The organism is Candidatus Poriferisocius sp., from assembly GCF_965219815.1.
GTDB lineage: Bacteria > Actinomycetota > Acidimicrobiia > Acidimicrobiales > Bin134 > Poriferisocius.
On the sequence record NZ_OZ244791.1, the window covers coordinates 3,110,778 to 3,127,429 of the forward strand.

General features: G+C 66.5%; 14 protein-coding genes. 3 read left to right on the forward strand and 11 right to left on the reverse strand.

Going from position 1 to position 16,652, the window contains the following annotated elements:
• Positions 1 to 29: 29 nt before the first annotated feature.
• From ACOQPI_RS14960 to ilvB, 4 genes are read right to left on the reverse strand one after another with little or no spacing between them, the layout of a single operon-like run.
• Positions 30 to 1,376, reverse strand: a complete 1,347-nt coding sequence (locus tag ACOQPI_RS14960) for a bifunctional o-acetylhomoserine/o-acetylserine sulfhydrylase (protein ID WP_420621049.1) — start codon at positions 1,374 to 1,376, stop codon at positions 30 to 32.
• 52 nt (positions 1,377 to 1,428) lie between these two features.
• Positions 1,429 to 2,466, reverse strand: coding sequence for a ketol-acid reductoisomerase (gene ilvC, locus ACOQPI_RS14965; protein WP_420620419.1), 1,038 nt, complete (start codon positions 2,464 to 2,466; stop codon positions 1,429 to 1,431).
• Positions 2,467 to 2,509: 43 nt separating this feature from the next.
• Entirely contained in the window at positions 2,510 to 3,034 is a 525-nt protein-coding gene (ilvN, locus tag ACOQPI_RS14970) for an acetolactate synthase small subunit (protein ID WP_420620420.1), read from the reverse strand.
• The gene (gene ilvB / locus ACOQPI_RS14975; protein ID WP_420620421.1) at positions 3,031 to 4,770 is read right to left on the reverse strand and encodes a biosynthetic-type acetolactate synthase large subunit; all 1,740 of its coding nucleotides are present in this window, start codon (positions 4,768 to 4,770) and stop codon (positions 3,031 to 3,033) included. The genes ilvN and ilvB overlap by 4 nt, the downstream gene beginning before the upstream one ends.
• Positions 4,771 to 4,947: 177 nt before the next feature.
• Between ilvB and ACOQPI_RS14980 the strand changes: the two genes are divergently transcribed.
• On the forward strand, positions 4,948 to 5,499 hold the full coding sequence (locus ACOQPI_RS14980; RefSeq protein ID WP_419850780.1) for a nicotinate-nicotinamide nucleotide adenylyltransferase: 552 nt from the start codon (positions 4,948 to 4,950) through the stop codon (positions 5,497 to 5,499).
• Between the two features lie 9 nt (positions 5,500 to 5,508).
• On the opposite strand, the gene ilvD is transcribed toward ACOQPI_RS14980, so the two are convergent.
• Positions 5,509 to 7,185: a dihydroxy-acid dehydratase gene (gene ilvD, locus ACOQPI_RS14985; protein ID WP_420620422.1), complete on the reverse strand. Its 1,677-nt coding sequence runs from the start codon at positions 7,183 to 7,185 to the stop codon at positions 5,509 to 5,511.
• A 42-nt stretch (positions 7,186 to 7,227) separates the two neighbouring features.
• Between ilvD and ACOQPI_RS14990 the strand changes: the two genes are divergently transcribed.
• Positions 7,228 to 8,544: an MATE family efflux transporter gene (locus ACOQPI_RS14990; protein WP_420620423.1), complete on the forward strand. Its 1,317-nt coding sequence runs from the start codon at positions 7,228 to 7,230 to the stop codon at positions 8,542 to 8,544.
• Between the two features lie 10 nt (positions 8,545 to 8,554).
• Here the strand turns inward: ACOQPI_RS14990 and ACOQPI_RS14995 are convergent, their stop codons facing one another.
• The 5 genes from ACOQPI_RS14995 to gatC are packed head-to-tail and all read right to left on the reverse strand — an operon-like array spanning position 8,555 to position 14,171.
• Positions 8,555 to 9,712, reverse strand: a complete 1,158-nt coding sequence (locus ACOQPI_RS14995) for a nitroreductase family protein (protein WP_420620424.1) — start codon at positions 9,710 to 9,712, stop codon at positions 8,555 to 8,557.
• Complete coding sequence (locus tag ACOQPI_RS15000; RefSeq protein WP_420620425.1) at positions 9,709 to 10,950, reverse strand: alkyl sulfatase dimerization domain-containing protein; 1,242 nt, start codon at positions 10,948 to 10,950, stop codon at positions 9,709 to 9,711. Before ACOQPI_RS15000 ends, ACOQPI_RS14995 begins: the two co-directional genes overlap by 4 nt.
• 40 nt (positions 10,951 to 10,990) lie before the next feature.
• Positions 10,991 to 12,442, reverse strand: a complete 1,452-nt coding sequence (gene gatB, locus ACOQPI_RS15005; RefSeq protein ID WP_420620426.1) for an Asp-tRNA(Asn)/Glu-tRNA(Gln) amidotransferase subunit GatB — start codon at positions 12,440 to 12,442, stop codon at positions 10,991 to 10,993.
• Positions 12,442 to 13,857, reverse strand: coding sequence for an Asp-tRNA(Asn)/Glu-tRNA(Gln) amidotransferase subunit GatA (gene gatA, locus ACOQPI_RS15010; RefSeq protein ID WP_420620427.1), 1,416 nt, complete (start codon positions 13,855 to 13,857; stop codon positions 12,442 to 12,444). The genes gatB and gatA overlap by 1 nt, the downstream gene beginning before the upstream one ends.
• Positions 13,854 to 14,171 (reverse strand): Asp-tRNA(Asn)/Glu-tRNA(Gln) amidotransferase subunit GatC, encoded by a 318-nt coding sequence (gene gatC / locus ACOQPI_RS15015; protein ID WP_420620428.1) that lies wholly within the window; start codon positions 14,169 to 14,171, stop codon positions 13,854 to 13,856. Before gatC ends, gatA begins: the two co-directional genes overlap by 4 nt.
• A 42-nt stretch (positions 14,172 to 14,213) precedes the next feature.
• Here gatC and ACOQPI_RS15020 point away from each other — a divergent pair, with 42 nt between their 5' ends.
• Positions 14,214 to 14,663: a hypothetical protein gene (locus ACOQPI_RS15020; RefSeq protein ID WP_420620429.1), complete on the forward strand. Its 450-nt coding sequence runs from the start codon at positions 14,214 to 14,216 to the stop codon at positions 14,661 to 14,663.
• An 11-nt stretch (positions 14,664 to 14,674) separates the two neighbouring features.
• On the opposite strand, the gene ACOQPI_RS15025 is transcribed toward ACOQPI_RS15020, so the two are convergent.
• Entirely contained in the window at positions 14,675 to 16,639 is a 1,965-nt protein-coding gene (locus ACOQPI_RS15025; protein ID WP_420620430.1) for a protein kinase domain-containing protein, read from the reverse strand.
• Between the last annotated feature and the right edge of the window lie 13 nt (positions 16,640 to 16,652).

A 16,652-nucleotide genomic window follows, 5' to 3' on the forward strand; every position in this document is an offset into this window, starting at 1 on the left:
ACGTCGCTGCCGCCGCGCGGGCAGCAGGTTCAGGCTCGGGCCGCGGCGAAGCCCTGCTCCAGGTCGGCGATGATGTCGTCCACCGACTCCAAGCCAACCGACAGCCGCACCAGGCCGGGATACACACCGGTGCTCACCTGCTCATCTTCGGTGAGCTGGGAGTGCGTGGTGGAGGCCGGGTGGATCACCAGACTGCGCACGTCGCCGATGTTGGCCACATGGCTGTGCAGGGTGAGCGCGTTCACGAACTTCTCGCCGGCGTCGCGCCCGCCCTTGATGTGGAAGGCGGGCACCGAGCCGTAGCCCTTGCCGTCGGTGTAATGGTTCATCCGCTCGTGCCAGGGGCTCGAAGAGAGACCACCGAACTGCACCGACTCCACCTGGTCGTGGCCCTCAAGGTACTCCGACACGGTCTGGGCGTTGGAGCAGTGACGCTCCATGCGCAGACTGAGCGTCTCCAACCCCTGGAGGAAGTAGAAGGCGTTCTGCGGGGAGATGGCCGCGCCGATGTCGCGAAGCAGCTGCACCCGGGCCTTGATGATGAAGGAGCCGTTGCCCAAAGCCGGCCAGAAGGCCAGTCCGTGGTAGCTGGGGTCGGGCTCGGTGAAGTTGGGGAAGCGGCCGCTGGCTCCGTAGTCGAAGGTGCCGCCGTCGATGATGACTCCACCAATGGAGTTGCCGTGGCCGCCGATGAACTTGGTCATGGAGTGGACCACGATGTCAGCCCCGTGCTCCAGCGGGCGGATCAGGTAGGGAGAAGGCACTGTGTTGTCCACCATCAGCGGGATGCCCTCGGCATGGCCCACCGCGGCGACGCCCTCGATGTCGAGGCAGTCGTTCTTGGGGTTGCCGATGGTCTCGGCGTACAGCACCTTGGTGTTCTCCTGGATGGCGTTCTTCCAGGCCCCGAGGTCGTCGGGGTCTTCGATAAACGACACCTCGATGCCCATCTTGGGCAGGGTGTAGTGCAGAAGGTTGTAGGTGCCGCCGTACAGCGACGCTGACGACACCACGTGATCGCCCGACTCGGCCAGATTCAAAATGGCCAGCGTTTCGGCGGCCTGTCCTGAGGCCATGGCCAGCGCCCCGGGGATCCCGATGGCGGTCTCGGTGCCACCCTCAAGTGCGGAGAGGCGGGCCTCCAGCACCATCTGGGTGGGATTCATGATCCGGGTGTAGATGTTGCCCACCTCGGCCAGCCCGAACAGGGCGGCAGCATGCTCGGTGTCGCGGAACACATACGAGGTGGTCTGATAGATGGGCACGGCCCGCGACCCGGTGGCCGGGTCGGGCTCCTGCCCAGAGTGGATCTGCTTGGTCTCGAAACCCCAGTTTTCGCTCACGGCTCTTCTCTCTTCCTTCCGGAGTTGCCGGATAGATACTAATGAATTGCTGCCGTTTGGCAGCTATCGAAGGCGGGCCCGGGGACTAATCCTTCCCTTGGCCTCCGGATACTGCTTGGACGCTCTGGCGGCCCTCGGAGATCCACGGCATCATGGCCCGCAGCTCCGCCCCTACCTGTTCGATGGGGTGCTCCTGGCCCTCGGCTTCCAGGCGCAGGAAGTTGGGCCGGCCGCTGCGGCTCTCGCTCATCCACTCATCGGCGAACGATCCGTTCTGGATCTCGCTCAGGATCCTCTTCATCTCGGCCCGGGTGTCCTCGTTGATGATGCGGTCGCCTCTGCTCAGGTCGCCGTATTCGGCGGTGTCGGAGATGGAGTAGCGCATGCCGCCGATTCCCTCCTCGTACATGAGGTCGACGATGAGCTTCAGCTCGTGGAGGCACTCGAAGTAGGCCACCTCGGGCTGGTATCCGGCCTCGCACAGGGTCTCGAACGCCGCGGTCACCAGCGAGGTGAGTCCGCCGCACAGCACCACCTGCTCGCCGAACAGGTCGGTCTCGCACTCCTCGGCGAAGGTGGTCTCGATCACCCCGGCCCTCGCCCCGCCGATGGCGTCGGCGTAGGCCAGAGCCAGCTCTCGGGCGCTGCCCGTGGCATCCTGGCCCACCGCGATCAGACACGGCACGCCGCCGCCCTCTACATAGGTGCGCCGCACCAGATGGCCGGGGCCCTTGGGGGCCACCATCGCCACGTCCACGCCCTCGGGGGCCGAAATAAGGTCGAACCGCACGTTGAAGCCGTGGGCGAAGAACAGGGCATCGCCCGCTTGGAGGTAGGGCTCGATGTGGGCCTGGTAGATGTCGGACTGCTCGGTATCGGGCAAAAGCAGCATGATGATGTCAGCCTCGGCCGATGCCTCGGCCATCGACATCACCTTCAGTCCGGCCTCGGCGGCCTTGGCGGCCGACGACGAGCCGTCCCGCAGCCCGACCCGCACGTCGATCCCCGACTCCTTCAGGTTCAGGGCGTGAGCGTGGCCCTGCGACCCGTATCCCAAAATCGCCACCTTGCGATCGGCGATGTGGGAGCGGTCTACGTCTTTCTCATACAACACGGTTGCCATTGGTTGTCCTTACAGTCGGTATTGGCTTTCGATCTCGTTCTGATCAGGGGGCCAGGGGGTCGGGGGCGGCTTTGACCAGCTTGGGCAGGGCCACCTTGCCGGTGCGCTGCACGTCCACGATCCCATAGGGTCGCAGAAGGTCTTCGAAGTCATCCACTCGGCTGGGCGATCCGGTGAGCGACACCATGATCTCGTCATAGCCCACATTCAACACTGTGGCCTGGAATATCCGCACCAGATCCAAGATCTGCCCCCGGATCTCTGGATCGGCCCGGACCGTGACCATCATCAGCTCCCGCTCCACGCTGGCCGATGGGTTCAACTCCCGGATGTCCACCACGTTGACCAGCTTGTCCAGCTGCTTTACCACCTGCTCCATGGGGGCGGCGTCCACCCCCACCACGATGGTGAGGCGGCTGAACCGCTCGTCGTCGGTGGGGGCCACGGCCAGCGACTCGATGTTGAACCCCCGCCGAGCGAACAACCCGGCCACCCGGGCCAACACGCCGGCTTTGTTCTCCACCCGCACCACCAGCGTGGTGGTGCCCCCGCCGTCGGCGGCGCTCATCGGGGCTGGTCCCGTTGAGAGGGGTCCACCACCACGTCGCTGTTGGACATTCCGGCCGGCACCATGGGAAAGACGTTCTCCTCAGCCTCGCAGCGGAACTCCACCACCACCGGCTGGTCGTCGATCTCGTTGGCCTGGGCGATGGCCGGGCCCACCTCTTCGGGCGACTCCACCCTCAGCCCGACGCAGCCCAGCGCCTCGGCCCACATCTTGTAGTCGGGCACATCGCGGGTGAGGTACACCTCGGAATACCGCTCTTCGTAGAACATCTCCTGCCACTGGCGGACCATGCCCAAATAGGCGTTGTTGATGAGGGCCACCTTGATGGGGAACCCCTCGGTGGCCGCGGTGACCAGCTCTTGGGCGGTCATTTGGAAGCATCCGTCGCCGTCCACCGCCCACACCATGCGGTCGGGCCGTCCCGCCTTGGCCCCGATGGCGGCGGGGATGGCGAACCCCATTGTGCCCAGGCCGCCCGAGTTCACCCACGTGTAGGGGTGGTTGAACTTCCAGTACTGGCTGGTCCACATCTGATGCTGGCCCACTCCCGAGGCCACGATGGTGTCGGAGGGGGTGGAGTCCCGAAGCTGCTCCAGCACGTACTGGGGCTTGAGCAGCTCGTCGTTCTTAGACTGCTCATAGGTAAGCGGGAACCGCTCCTGCCATCCGCTGATCCGGGAGCGCCATTGGTTCCGGTCGGGCTGGGCCTCGCTGCCCCCCATCTCCTTCAGCGCCTTCACCATCTCCTCAATGACCACCCGGCAGTCGCCCTGGATGGCCACGTCCGGGCGGCGGACCTTGCCCAGTTCGGCGCTGTCGATGTCCACGTGGATGATCTTGGCCAGGGGGGCGAACTCGCCCACCTTCCCGGTCACCCGGTCGTCGAAGCGGGCGCCCAGCGCGATGAGCAGGTCGGCCTCCTGCATGGCGGTGACCGCGGTGTAGTTCCCGTGCATGCCGGGCATGCCCAGACACAGCGGGTGGTCGTCGGGGAAGCCTCCCCGGTTCATCAGCGTGGTGACCACGGGGATGCCGGTCATTTCAGCCAACTCCAAGAGGGCTTCCGCTCCCCGGGACTTCAAGATGCCGCCCCCGGTGTAGAGAACCGGGCGCTCAGCCTCGCAGATGAGCTTGGCCGCTTGGCGGATCAGCTCGGCATCACCCGCCTGGTTGGGGAGGTAGCCGGGCAGGTCGTGGCTGTCGGGGGTATACCACTCCATCGCCGAACGGGGATTGTTGGGGTCGACGATGTCTTTGGGGATGTCCACCAGCACCGGGCCGGGACGGCCGGTGGTGGCGATGTAGAAGGCGTCGTGGATCACCTGGGGGATGTCGGCCGCCTCGGTCACCAGGTAGTTGTGCTTGGTCACCGACATGGTGATGCCGGTGGTGTCGCACTCCTGGAAGGCGTCGGTGCCGATGGCCGCGTAGGGCACCTGGCCGGTGACCACCACCATGGGGATGGAGTCCATGTAGGCATCGCACAGCGGGGTGACGATGTTGGTGGCCGCCGGACCCGAGGTGACCATGGCCACGCCGGGACGGCCGGTGGCGTGGGCGTACCCTTCAGCCATGTGCCCGGCGCCCTGCTCGTGGCGCACCAGCACGTGGCGGATGGACGAGTCGATCAGCGGGTCGTACACCGGCAGGATGGCCCCGCCGGGCAGCCCGAACAAGATGTCCACGCCCTCGTTCTCAAGGGCCTTCATCAGGGCTTGTCCGCCGTTCATATTCATGTTCGGATCAACCTCTCGGGCTTGTCCTAAAAGGAAAGACCTCCCGGTGTGGGAGGTCGGAAGCGCTCGGTCTCCGGGTCAGCCGGGACCGTGCGCTATAGGCGTACTACGAGAATCGCTCCAGTGTGGGGATGGCGCTTCATAGGATGCCACCAGTATGAACGCTAGGGCCTGCCTGTGACAAGACGATTAGGGGTGTACCCCGGCTCGTTCAACCCGCCCACCATCGGCCATCTGGCCGTCGCCGAGGCGGCCAGGGACCAGCGGGGGCTTAACCGGGTGGACTTGACGGTGTCGCGGGTGGCGCTGGGCAAGGAGTCGGTGGAGCAGCCCTCCTTCAATGATCGCATCGCCGTGCTGGAGACGTCGGTGGCCGACATCGACGGTCTGGAGGTGGTGGTGACCGACCATCAGCTCCTCGTCGACATCGCCCAGGGATACGACGTGGTGGTGATGGGCGCCGACAAGTGGGCCCAAGTGCTGGATCCGGCGTTCTACGGGGATTCGGTCGAGGACCGCGACCGGGCGGTAGAGGCCCTGCTCGAGCTGGACCTGGCCATCGCTCCCCGGCCACCGTTCCCGGTGCCGGCTGGCGCGGCGCTGGACATCAGCTCTGAGATGATCGCGGTGTCGTCCACCGGCGCCCGCCAAGGCCGGTTGGAGTGGATGACCGCCGCGGCCCGCGCCTTCGACGACGCCACCGGCACGTGGTCGAACCCCGATCCCTAGGGGGCTCGGCTAGGCCTCGGTGATGGCGCCTTTTTCGGCTCCCTGGGCCAAGCGAGCGTATTTGGCCAGCACGCCCTTGGTGTAGCGAGGCTCAGGCGGCTTCCAGTTGGCCCGGCGTTCGGCCAGGGTAGCCTCGTCCACCAATAGGTCGATGGAGTGGTCCCGCACGTCGATGCGGATGGTGTCGCCCTCGGCAATGAGAGCAATCGGCCCGCCCTCGGTGGCCTCGGGGGCCACATGGCCTACGCAGAAACCGTGGGTGCCCCCCGAGAACCGGCCGTCGGTAACCAGCGCGGCGTCTCCTCCGCGGCCCGCGCCCTTCATCGCACCGGTGATGGCCAGCATCTCCCTCATGCCGGGGCCGCCCTTGGGTCCCTCATAGCGGATCACCACGATGTCGCCGGCTTCGATGCGGCCGTTGAGCACCGCGTCCATGGCCGCGTCCTCGCCGTCAAAAACCCGGGCCCGGCCCTCGAAGTGGTCGAAGTCGATGCCCGCCACCTTCAACACCGCGCCGTTGGGCGCTAGCGAACCGGTGAGCACGGCGATGCCGCCGATGTCGTGGAGCGGATCGTCCAAGCCGTGGATCACGTCTCCGTCGGGGCCGGGCGGGTCGAGCAGGGCCAGGTTCTCGGCCATGGTCTTGCCGGTGACGGTGATCTCGTCGCCGTGTAACAGGCCCTCGTCTAGCAGCATCTGCATCACCACCGGAACCCCTCCGATGCGGTCGATGTCGGCCATGTGGTATTGGCCGTGGGGCTTGGTGTCGGCCAGGTGGGGAACCCGGGCCGCAACCTTGTTGAAGTCGTCGAGCTCCAGCTCCACCCCGGCCTCCCAGGCGATGGCCAGCAAGTGCAGAACTGCGTTGGTCGACCCGCCCAGGGCCATGGTCACCGCGATGGCGTTCTCAAAGGCGGCCTTGGACATGATGGTGCGGGGCCGGATGTTGTCCCGCAAAAGCCCGATCACCGCGGTCCCGCTGGCGTAGCTGTAGTCGTCGCGGCGGCGGTCCACCGCGGCGGCCGAGGCGCTTCCCGGCAGCGACATCCCCAGCGCCTCCCCGATCGACGCCATGGTGTTGGCGGTGAACATCCCCGCACACGAGCCCTCGGTGGGACAGGCGTTGCGCTCGATGGCGTCGAGCTCCTCGTCGTCGATGTCGCCCACCGCATGAGCCCCGACTGCCTCGAACACGCTCACGATGTCGAGCACCTGACCGTTGTGCTGGCCGGGGAGGATGGATCCACCATAGACGAACACCGACGGCAGGTTGAGCCGGGCCGCGGCCATCAACATGCCGGGAAGCGACTTGTCGCAGCCCGCGAAGCTGACGAAAGCGTCTAACCGCTCGGCGTGCATCACTGCCTCTACTGAGTCGGCGATGATCTCCCGGCTCACCAGCGAGGCCCGCATTCCCTCGTGGCCCATGGAGATGCCGTCGGACACCGCGATGGTGTTGAACTCGATGGGGAAGCCGCCGGCGTCGCGCACGCCCTGCTTGGCCCGCTTGGCCAGCCGGTCCAGCGGCAGATTGCACGGCGTCACCTCGTTCCACGACGACGCCACCCCCACCTGGGGCTTGTCCCAATCGTCATCGGTCATGCCCACCGCCCGCAGCATGGCCCTGGCTGGCGCCCGCTCGGCCCCTGTTGTCACCTCGTGAGAACGTGGCTTCATATCGCTCATAGCGACAGGCTATCTAGCAACATGGCGCGAATTAGAGGGCTAATGGGATTGCACAAGTCGCCCTTCGACCGGGAGATCGCCCGCCTGGCCGTTCCCGCCCTGGGCGCGCTGATCGCCGAGCCTCTCTACACCTTGGCCGACACCGCGGTGGTGGGGCATCTGGGCACCCCCCATCTGGGTGGGCTGGCGGTGGCCTCACAGGTGCTGTTGGGGGCGTTGTCGCTGTTCATCTTCCTGGCCTACGGAACCACCGCGGCGGTGGGGCGGCTCATCGGCGCGGGTGACCATCGCCGGGCCGCCCAGCAGGCGGTGCAGGGGCTGTGGTTGGCCGGGGCCGTCGGCGCGGTGCTGGCCGCGGCGGCCTATGTGTTCGCCGACCCCCTGCTCAGAGTCCTCGGGGCTGACGGCGAGGTACTGGCTCAGGGCCGGATCTACTTGCGGATCAGCCTCTTCGGCCTGCCGGGAATGCTCATCACCCTGGCCGGGGTGGGCTATCTGAGGGGCCTGCAGGACACACTGCGACCGCTGAAGGTGGCCGTGTTCACTGCCGGGCTGAACCTTGCCCTGGAGCTGGTGCTGATCTACGGACTCGGTTTCGGTATCGGGGCCTCGGCGCTGTCGACCGTGGTGGCCCAATGGCTCGCTGCGGGGGCCTACGTGTGGTGGATTCGGGAGGCCGTGAAAGTCCACGGGGTGACCATGGCCCCCGACCGCTCGATGATTGCGCGTTTGGCGGTAGTGGGATTGGACCTGTTCTTGCGCACCGCGGCACTGCGGGCTTCGTTCACCATGTCGGTGGCGGTAGCCGCCCGCTTGGGAGACATCGAATTGGCCGCCCACGAGGTGATCTACCAGCTCATGTTCTTCTTAGCCTTGGTTCTGGACGCGGTGGCCATCGCCGGGCAGGCCATGATTGGCCGCTTCCTCGGTGCCAACGAACTGGACCACGCTCGGGCCGCCGGTCGCCGCATGATCGAGTGGGGATTGGCCACCGGATTGGCGGCCACAATTGTGCTGCTGGCGACCAGACCGTGGCTCCCCTTGGTGTTCTCCAGCGATGAGGCCGTGCTCTCTCTCGTGGGATTCTTGATGCTGCACCTAGCGTTAATCCAGCCGGTAAACGGAGTGGTGTTCGCCCTCGACGGCGTTTTGATCGGCGCCGGAGACATGCGCTTCCTGGCCGTGGCCATGGCCGGCGCCGCCGCGGTCTTCATCCCCCTAGCCCTATGGGTAATGGCCGCCGACGCCGGCATCGGCTGGCTGTGGGGCGCCATGTGGGCCCTCATGGCCGCCCGCCTAATCACCCTCCTCTGGCGCTTCGCCACCCCCCGCTGGCTCGTCCCCGGCGCGGTGCGCTAGCTGGGTCGAGCTAGGAGGCCCCTGCTTCCACGTGGGCTTTGATGCCGTTCACCACTGCCTGCATGTTGGTGCGGTGGACTTGGAGGCGGTTGGCGATGATTCGGGGTTCTTTTTCGGGGTTCTGCTCGATGAACATGTTGAGGCCGGAGGGGCCGGGGCCGAGGAGGAGGCGGTAGATGAGGCGGGTGCCGCCGCCCATGAGGGACTGGAGTTCGAAACGCCACCTTGCGCCGGGATTGTCGGGGTCGGAGGTACACCAGCCGAAGGCCGTGGGTTCCTCGCACACGTCTACGAAGCAGGGAACCTCCCAGTCGCCCATCACTTCTAGGTGGTTGCGGCCGGTGAATGTGGCGCCCAGTGCGGGGCCGTCGAAGCCTTCGTCCCAGGCTGCCCCGGTGAACTCGTCGGAGAACTGGGCGGGGAGGTCGATGTCGGTGACTGCGGCCCACACCTCGTCGATCTCGGCGGCGATGTCGGTTTCCACCATCGTGCCGGGGCCGTCGGCCATCTTCACGGGGGTTCCCGGACCGGACTCGTAGGTGCGGCCGTAGCCGTCGAAGAAAGTGATGTTTCGGGCTGGGGTACGTTGCGCGGGCCGGAAGTCAGTGCCCTTGGTCCACGCCACCGGGAACATGGCGATCTCGGTGATCTCCTCGGGGATGCCAAGCAGCTCCTTCAGCTCGGGGGCCTTAGCCAAGACGGCGGTGGTCCAGGCAGAGCCCAATCCCCGGGCCCTCAGGGCTACGCAGAAGCTCCACCCGCTTTGGATGACCGAGTCGAAAAGTCCGGGCGCGCCGCTGCCGTCGTGGCGGCCCACGATGGTGGGAATGACGATCACCGGCACTTCGGCCAAGTTCTCCACCAGATAGGCGGATGAGCTCACCGTCTTGGCCCGGGGGTGGTCGGTGCCCTCCAAGCGGTCGCGGGCCTCAAGCATGAAGCCGCCCACTACCTCGCGGTACAGCCGGGCCAGCTCTTGTTTGATCTCGGGATCGCGCACCACGATCCATCGCCGGCTGGTTTGGTTCCCGCCAGTCGGGGCCTGCTCGGCGATGTCGATGCAGTCGAGGATGATCTGATCGTCCACCGGACGCTCTAGATCCAGCCGCTTCCGCACCGCCAGCGTCGTGGTCAGGGCCAGGTCGACCGCTTCAGTGTCGATGTTCATGTCTTGCTCGCGTCGTTGTAGATGCCGCGGGCCATGAGCGACTGCTCTTGGTCTCGCCGCTTTTGGTACACCGCGGCACGCTGTTCGAGCACGCCAGGGGAATCGGGCGCGGCTTGGGCGGCCCATTCAGCGAGATGACAGGCAAGACGCAGGTCGCCGGCTTCGGAGAGCTCGATGGCCCGGCTTGCCAGCTCGGAAGCCCCTCCAGCCAACCGGGCGACTTCCGCAGCCACCGCCTGATCCGGGGCGGGCTTAAGGCGGGCAGGGTTGCCGTCGTACCAGCCGCCGTAGAGGCGCCAGATGTTACGCACCACGAACTCGGGCTCGTCGTAGCCGGCCCGCAAGTAGGGCTTGGCCATCAGGTCGTCGGGAACCCGCACCTGGTGGATGATGTCGTCGAGACGGGCCCCGGCGTTCATCATCTCCAGCGTGTCGGCCACCAAACCCTCCAGAGCGGTGGCCACATCGTCGAGCACCATGGCGATGCGCTCCTCCCCCTCGATGGGCAGGCCGTGCGCCGGCAGCAAGAGCTCGGGTCGCAGGTCGATTATCCGGCGAAGGGCCGCGGCCCACTCCGCCGGGTAGCGCTGCACCTTCTGGGGATTGCCCGCGTTGGGGAAGTACCAGATGAACAGGTCGCCGGCGAACAGCGCCCTCTGGTGGGGCAGCCACACCAGGGTGTGGTCGTCGGTCTCCCCCTCGGCGTGTATGAGCCGCAGTGACGTTCCGCCCACCTCCAACTCCAGCTCGGCGGCGTAGTCAGTGGTGGGGCGCACCCAGTCGTCGGCGAACATGTCCATCACGCCGCTTCGCCCGAACTGGCGGCGGTTGATGAGCCGGTTGTAGTCCTGGGTCAGGGTGTAGCGGTCGAATCGGCGATCCACGGCCTCGTGGGCCACAACCTGGGGAGCGGCCCTCCCCTGCTGCAAGGCGTCCTCAACGAAGGCGGGGGCCCCGCCCACGTGATCCATGTGGCCGTGGGTGTAGACGATGGTGTGCACCGGCAGACCCTTCCACCGGCGGAGGTGGCCCAGCGCGATGGGAGCGAACCCCGGAAGCGAGGTGTCGATGGCCACCAACCCCTCTTCGGTGGCCACCGACCACACATGCGAGAACGCGCACACTATGGCTATGTCGTCGGCAATCTCGTGGAACGATCCGTCCATGGGATGGATCGCCTGCTGCGGCTCGTCAGCGCCCTCGTCGATCATTCGGGCCGACCGTTCCAGCAGCGTCATATCGCCCTGCACCCTATCCAATCCCCAGAAAACCAGCCCTCTAGCCGCGGCGGGAATTGAGGAGTTGGGTGACGGCTTTTCCGTCGGCTCGGCCCTGAGTGGCCTTCATCACCTGGCCGACGAAGAAGCCGGTGAGCTTGTTGTCTCCGTCGCAATATCGGGACCACTCATCGGCGTGCTCGGCAATGAGGCTGTCGACCAAAGACTCCAGCTCGCCGGTGTCCATGGCCTCGAATCCCAGTGTCTGGGCCGCGTCTTGAGGCGATCCCCCGCCCTCCACCAGCACAGCCAGCACCTTCTTGGCCTGGGTAGCGGTCAGATCGCCCGCCTCCTCCATGCCAACCAGGTCGGCGAGCGCTTCGGGGGTCAACTGGCCAGACCCATCGGCCAAGTTCTGGACGATGTGGGTCATCACCCGCTCTGCTGCCCCTCCCCCGCTGATGGCCGCCAACGCCAGTTCGTCCATCGAGCGCTCGACGGCCAGTGCAATGTGGTCGATGTCCACGGAAGGGGCGGCCTCCGCCAGGCCCAACCGGCGGTCTCGGGGCAGCGACGGCAGGGTATTTCGGACCTGCTCCACCCACTCGGTGCTGGGGTTGAGCGGTAGCAGATCGGGCTCGGGGAAGTAGCGGTAGTCGTAGTCCTCTTCTTTGGAGCGCAGGGCGTGGGTGCGCCCGTCGTTCTCATTCCAATGCCGGGTCTGCTGCTCTATGGGCTGCCCGCTGGTCAGCAGGTCGATCTGACGGCGGGCCTCATATTCGACAGCCCGGCCCAACGAGCGGAGCGAGTTCACATTCTTGATCTCGCACCGGGTGCCCAGCCGGTCGCTTCCCACCGGGCGCACCGACACATTGCAGTCCACCCGCAGGGAACCCTCCTCCATCTTGCCGTCGGACGCCCCCACCGCCACCAGGATGGACCGCAATTCAGAAACGTATTGGCGGGCCTCCTCGGCTGAACGCAGCTCGGGATGGCCCACGATCTCAATGAGCGGCACCCCGGCACGGTTGTAGTCCACCAGCGAGTACCCGGCCTCGTGGATGCGTCCTCCCCCGCCGATATGGACGGTCTTGCCGGTGTCCTCCTCCAGATGGGCCCGCTCGATGCCGACCCGCTTGCCCGAGGGCAGCTCCAGCCAGCCGTCCACGTTGATGGGCTGGTCGTATTGGCTGATCTGAAAGTCCTTGGGCATGTCGGGGTAGAAGTAGTTCTTCCGGGCAAACACCGATGGCTGAATCCGGCAGTTGAGAGCCAGGCCCACCCGAATGGCCAGCTCCACCGCTTTCTCGTTGAGCACGGGAAGCGAACCGGGCAAGCCGAGCGACACCGGGTCGATGTGGGTGTTGGGCTCGCCGCCGAACCGGTTGGGGCTGGCGCTGAACAGCTTGGTCTCAGTGGCCAACTCGGCGTGGACTTCCAGGCCCACCACTGTCTCCCACTCGGTGTCGGCCGGGGCGCCGAGTCCAGGGATGGTCTGGGCTTCGTCGCTCATCACAAGCTCGCTTCCAGCACCGCGGCGGCCCGGAACATGACCGGTTCACCCAGAGCGGGGGCCATGATCTGCACGCCCACCGGCAGGCCGTCGTCGCCCACCCCGTAGGGCACCGACATGGCGGCCTGTCCGGTGAGGTTCACCGGCACGGTACAGACGTCGCTCATGTACATGGCCATGGGGTCGGCAGTGCGCTCTCCCAACGGGAAAGCGGTGGTGGGCGACGTGGGGCTCACCAGCAGGTCGAACCGCTCCCACACGGAGGCGAAGTCGTTGATGATGAGCGTGCGCACTTTTTGGGCCTTGCCGTAGTAGGCGTCGTAGTACCCGGCCGACAGGGCGTAGGTGCCGATCATGATGCGGCGCTTGACCTCATCGCCGAAGCCGGCCGAGCGGGTGGCGGTGTTCATGTCGGGAGTGCTGGGGCCGTCCACCCGCAACCCGTAGCGGACGCCGTCGTAGCGGGCCAGGTTGCTGGACGCCTCGGCCGGGGCGATCAGGTAATAGGCCGACAGACCGAAGACCGCAGCCGGCACGCTGGCCTCGGCGACGCGGGCTCCGGCTGATTCCAGCGCTCCCATCGCAGCCTTCAATCGAGCAGCCACATCGGGGGCGATGCCGTTGCCGCTCAACTCGGCCAGCACTCCCACCCTCAGCCCATCAACCCCGTCGGCCAGCGTGTCGGACACCGGGGGCTGGGGTTCGCTGATGCTGGTGGAGTCGCGGGCATCGGGGCCGCCGATCACGTCGAGGACGGCAGCTGCATCGGCAACCGTGGTGGTGAAGGGGCCGATCTGGTCTAGCGACGATGCAAACGCCACCAAGCCGTAGCGGGACACCAGGCCGTAGGTGGGCTTGACGCCGACCACCCCGCACAGCGCGGCGGGCTGGCGAATCGACCCTCCGGTGTCGCTGCCCAGCGCCACCGGGGCGAACCCGGCGGCCACCGCGGCGGCGCTGCCCCCCGACGAGCCCCCCGGCACGCGGCTGGTGTCGCACGGGTTGCAGGTGGGGCCGAACGCCGAGTTCTCGGTGGAACTGCCCATGGCGAACTCGTCCATGTTGGTCTTGCCCACCACCACGGCACCGGCATTGTGGAGCTGCTCCACCACGGTGGCGTCATAGGGCGGTGCCCAGCCCTCCAAGATGCGAGAGGAGCAGGTGGTGGCCAGCCCTCGGGTACACAGGTTGTCCTTGAGGGCGACGGGCACTCCGGCCAAGGGGCCGGGATCGTTGCCGGCGGCCACTGCGCCGTCGATCTCGTCGGCCCGAGCCCGGGCCTGGGCCGCGGCCACCAGGTTGAAGGCATGGATGTCAGCGTCACCGCCGGCGATCACATCCAAGTGCTCATCGACCACCGAGCGAGCCGACCGCTGCCCTGATCGCACGGCGGCGGCAATCTCGACTGCGGTCACGGTGCCTCCCCCAGAACCGGGGGAACCCGAAATTGGCCGTCCTCGGCAAACGGCGCCTGCGCCAGAACTTCGTCGCGGTCCAGTACCTCGCCGGGAGTGTCGGGGCGAAGCAAGTTGGCGATGGGAAGGGCGTGCATCGTCGGGGGAAGGGCTTCCAGGTCCAGCGCCTCCACCTCAGCCACATGGTCCAACAGCTCATCGAGCTGACCGGTGAAACGGTCCAGCTCCTCGTCAGTCAGCTCCAAGCGGGCCAAAGCGGCCACATGGGCGCATTCAGCCCGGGTGATGCGTTGCTGGCCCATACCGAAGCGCATGGTACCGCTCCAATTGCCGGTTTCCCGCGCCGGAGTCGCTTGGTGGCCTACGTTGCCGGGGTGGGGTCGCACCCATTTCTCAGCCCAGAGTGGATCGAAGCGGCCATGGCGCTGCGAGAGGAGCTGGCATCGGCCGCGCCTGATCCCATTCACACCGCCAGAGTCAATCTTGTGGTTACCGACACCCCCTTCGGCAGTGGCCAATTCCATGCCTACATCGACACCGAGGCCGGAGGACCACTGCCGGTTCCGGGCCGACTGGACGACCCCGACGCCACTGTGATCCTCGACTATCCCGCAGCCCTGGCCGCATTCGTGACCGACGACCCCGACATCGTGGCCCATGGCTTTCTGACCGGCACCCTGCGGGTGGACGGCGACTTGGCCCTGGTCCTCATCCTGTTCGGAGAGGGCATGACCGATGAGCAGACCGCTTTCGCCCGCCATGCCCAATCCCGGCTCCGGGCCCTCACCGCACTCGAATCGGGTTGAGCCCGATGCTCTCAGCCTTCTTGTGGGCTCTGCTCCGCTCCCTCTTCAGGCCTGGTTATCACGCTCACGCACGTCCCAAAGTCCACGACGGTGTCGGCTGGCGGATTGGACGCCAGTATCTCGGAATCCAGCGGGCCGTCCACCTCGCCCAGGCAGAGGCCGGCTTGCTCGAGAACGTTCGAAGCCTCTCCCACCCCAAGGGTGGCGAGTAACGGCACTCGCACCTTCTCAGGCCCATCGGAGACCACCACCGTCACTACCGAATCGGCAGCCACCTCGGTTCCCGGCAACGGCTCCACTCTCACCACCCGGCCTGCTGCTACCACATTGTCGGGCATCTGCCACTCGAGCACGCCCAAGCCGAGAGCCTCCAGCCGCTCACGAGCCACGGCTAGCGATGAACCGGTAGCGATGTCGGGCACCACGCGGGGAGCTGGCCCGAGCGAGACCACCAAATCCACACTGCTGCCCGGCTCGACCTCCGAGAACAGCTCGTCCACTTCGATCACCACTCCCTCTATCGCGGTCTCGTCAAAGCGCTCGTTGACATCCCCCACCGACAAGCCCACTGCGGCCAGCGATACTTCGGCGTCTTCCACCGCAAGGCCGGCGAGGTTGCCGGGAATCACAACCAGCTCAGGGCCCAAGGACACCCACACTGTGACGGTCTCTCCCCGTTCGAGACCAGTTCCCGCCAGCGGTGCCTGGCCGAGTATCTGGCCGGCCATGGTGCCGTCTTGGCGCCGTTCGAGGCGTTCGAGCACCCAGCCGGATTCGCCCACAATGCGGGACAAGTGAGCCTCGTCAACCTCGGCCAGATCGGGCACCGGCTGGGGATCGGTGCCGAACTGGCTGTCCCATAGGGCGTAGGCCCCGAATCCCGCCGCCCCCAGCACCACAAGCGCCACCACCGCCGCCAGCAGCCTTCGGAGTGCCGAGCGACTTTCCCGGGATGCCGAACCGCCTTCCCGGGGTGCGGAACGGTTCTTCCGATTTGGCATACGGCCTTTAGCCTTTGGGGCAGCCTCCTCTGAGTGCCTGTCGGGTGCCGCCGTGGCCGCGGACTCACCGGTGTCGGGGATCTCCGGACCCGGCTTGATCAGAGGAAGCGGGGCTGGGCGGGACAGTGTCTCGGCCGCGGCAAGCAGCCCATGGCCCAGTTCGCGAGCAGTGGGGCGTTCGGCCCGCTCCGGTCGTCCCGCCTGCTCCAACACCCGACCCAGGCGGGAAAATTGTCCGGCCAGGTCGAGCTGTCGGCTCATCTTGGCCATCTGGGTGTACTCGGGGTCGTCAGACTCGAACGGCACCCGGCCCGACAGCGCCTCGGTGAGCACCAAAACCAGGGAATAGACGTCGCTCTTGTCGTCGGGGGTCAGGCCCTGGGCCTGCTCCGGGGAGGCGTAGCGAACCGCGTCGATGGCTGAGAAGACCGACCTCGCCATCAGTGCTCCCCCGGTCTCCGACGAAGTCAAGGCCCATGATGTGCCCAGATCAGCCAACCGAGCTCGGCCGCGGCGCGAGAACAAGATGTTGGAGGGCCGGATGTCGCCGTGGATGATCCCCTGGTCGTGGATGTGCTCCAATCCTCGAGCCGCGTCCAGGCCGACCATGAGCACCTGCGATGGAGACAGCAGGTGCCCGGCATCCATCATCCCCAGCAGACTCCCGCCCTCCATGTAGTCGCTCACCACGTAGAGACCGAGGTCGGAGTCTCCCCAATTGTGAGCGGCCACTACATGGGGATGGCTTACTGCGGCGGCTTCCTCGGCGGCCTCCAGGAAACGGCCGACAAAGGCCCCTTCCCCAATCCATCCGTCGGGCAGAACATCCTCGGAGAGCAATTTGACCGCTACTCGACGCGACTGGGACAGGTCGTAGGCGAGATACACGTTGGTGAACCGGCCGGTACCAATGTGGGTTACGAGCCGATAACGCCCGCCCAGAACTCGGCCGATCTCGCCGCGGTCATTGGCCACGCATTGAGGGTAC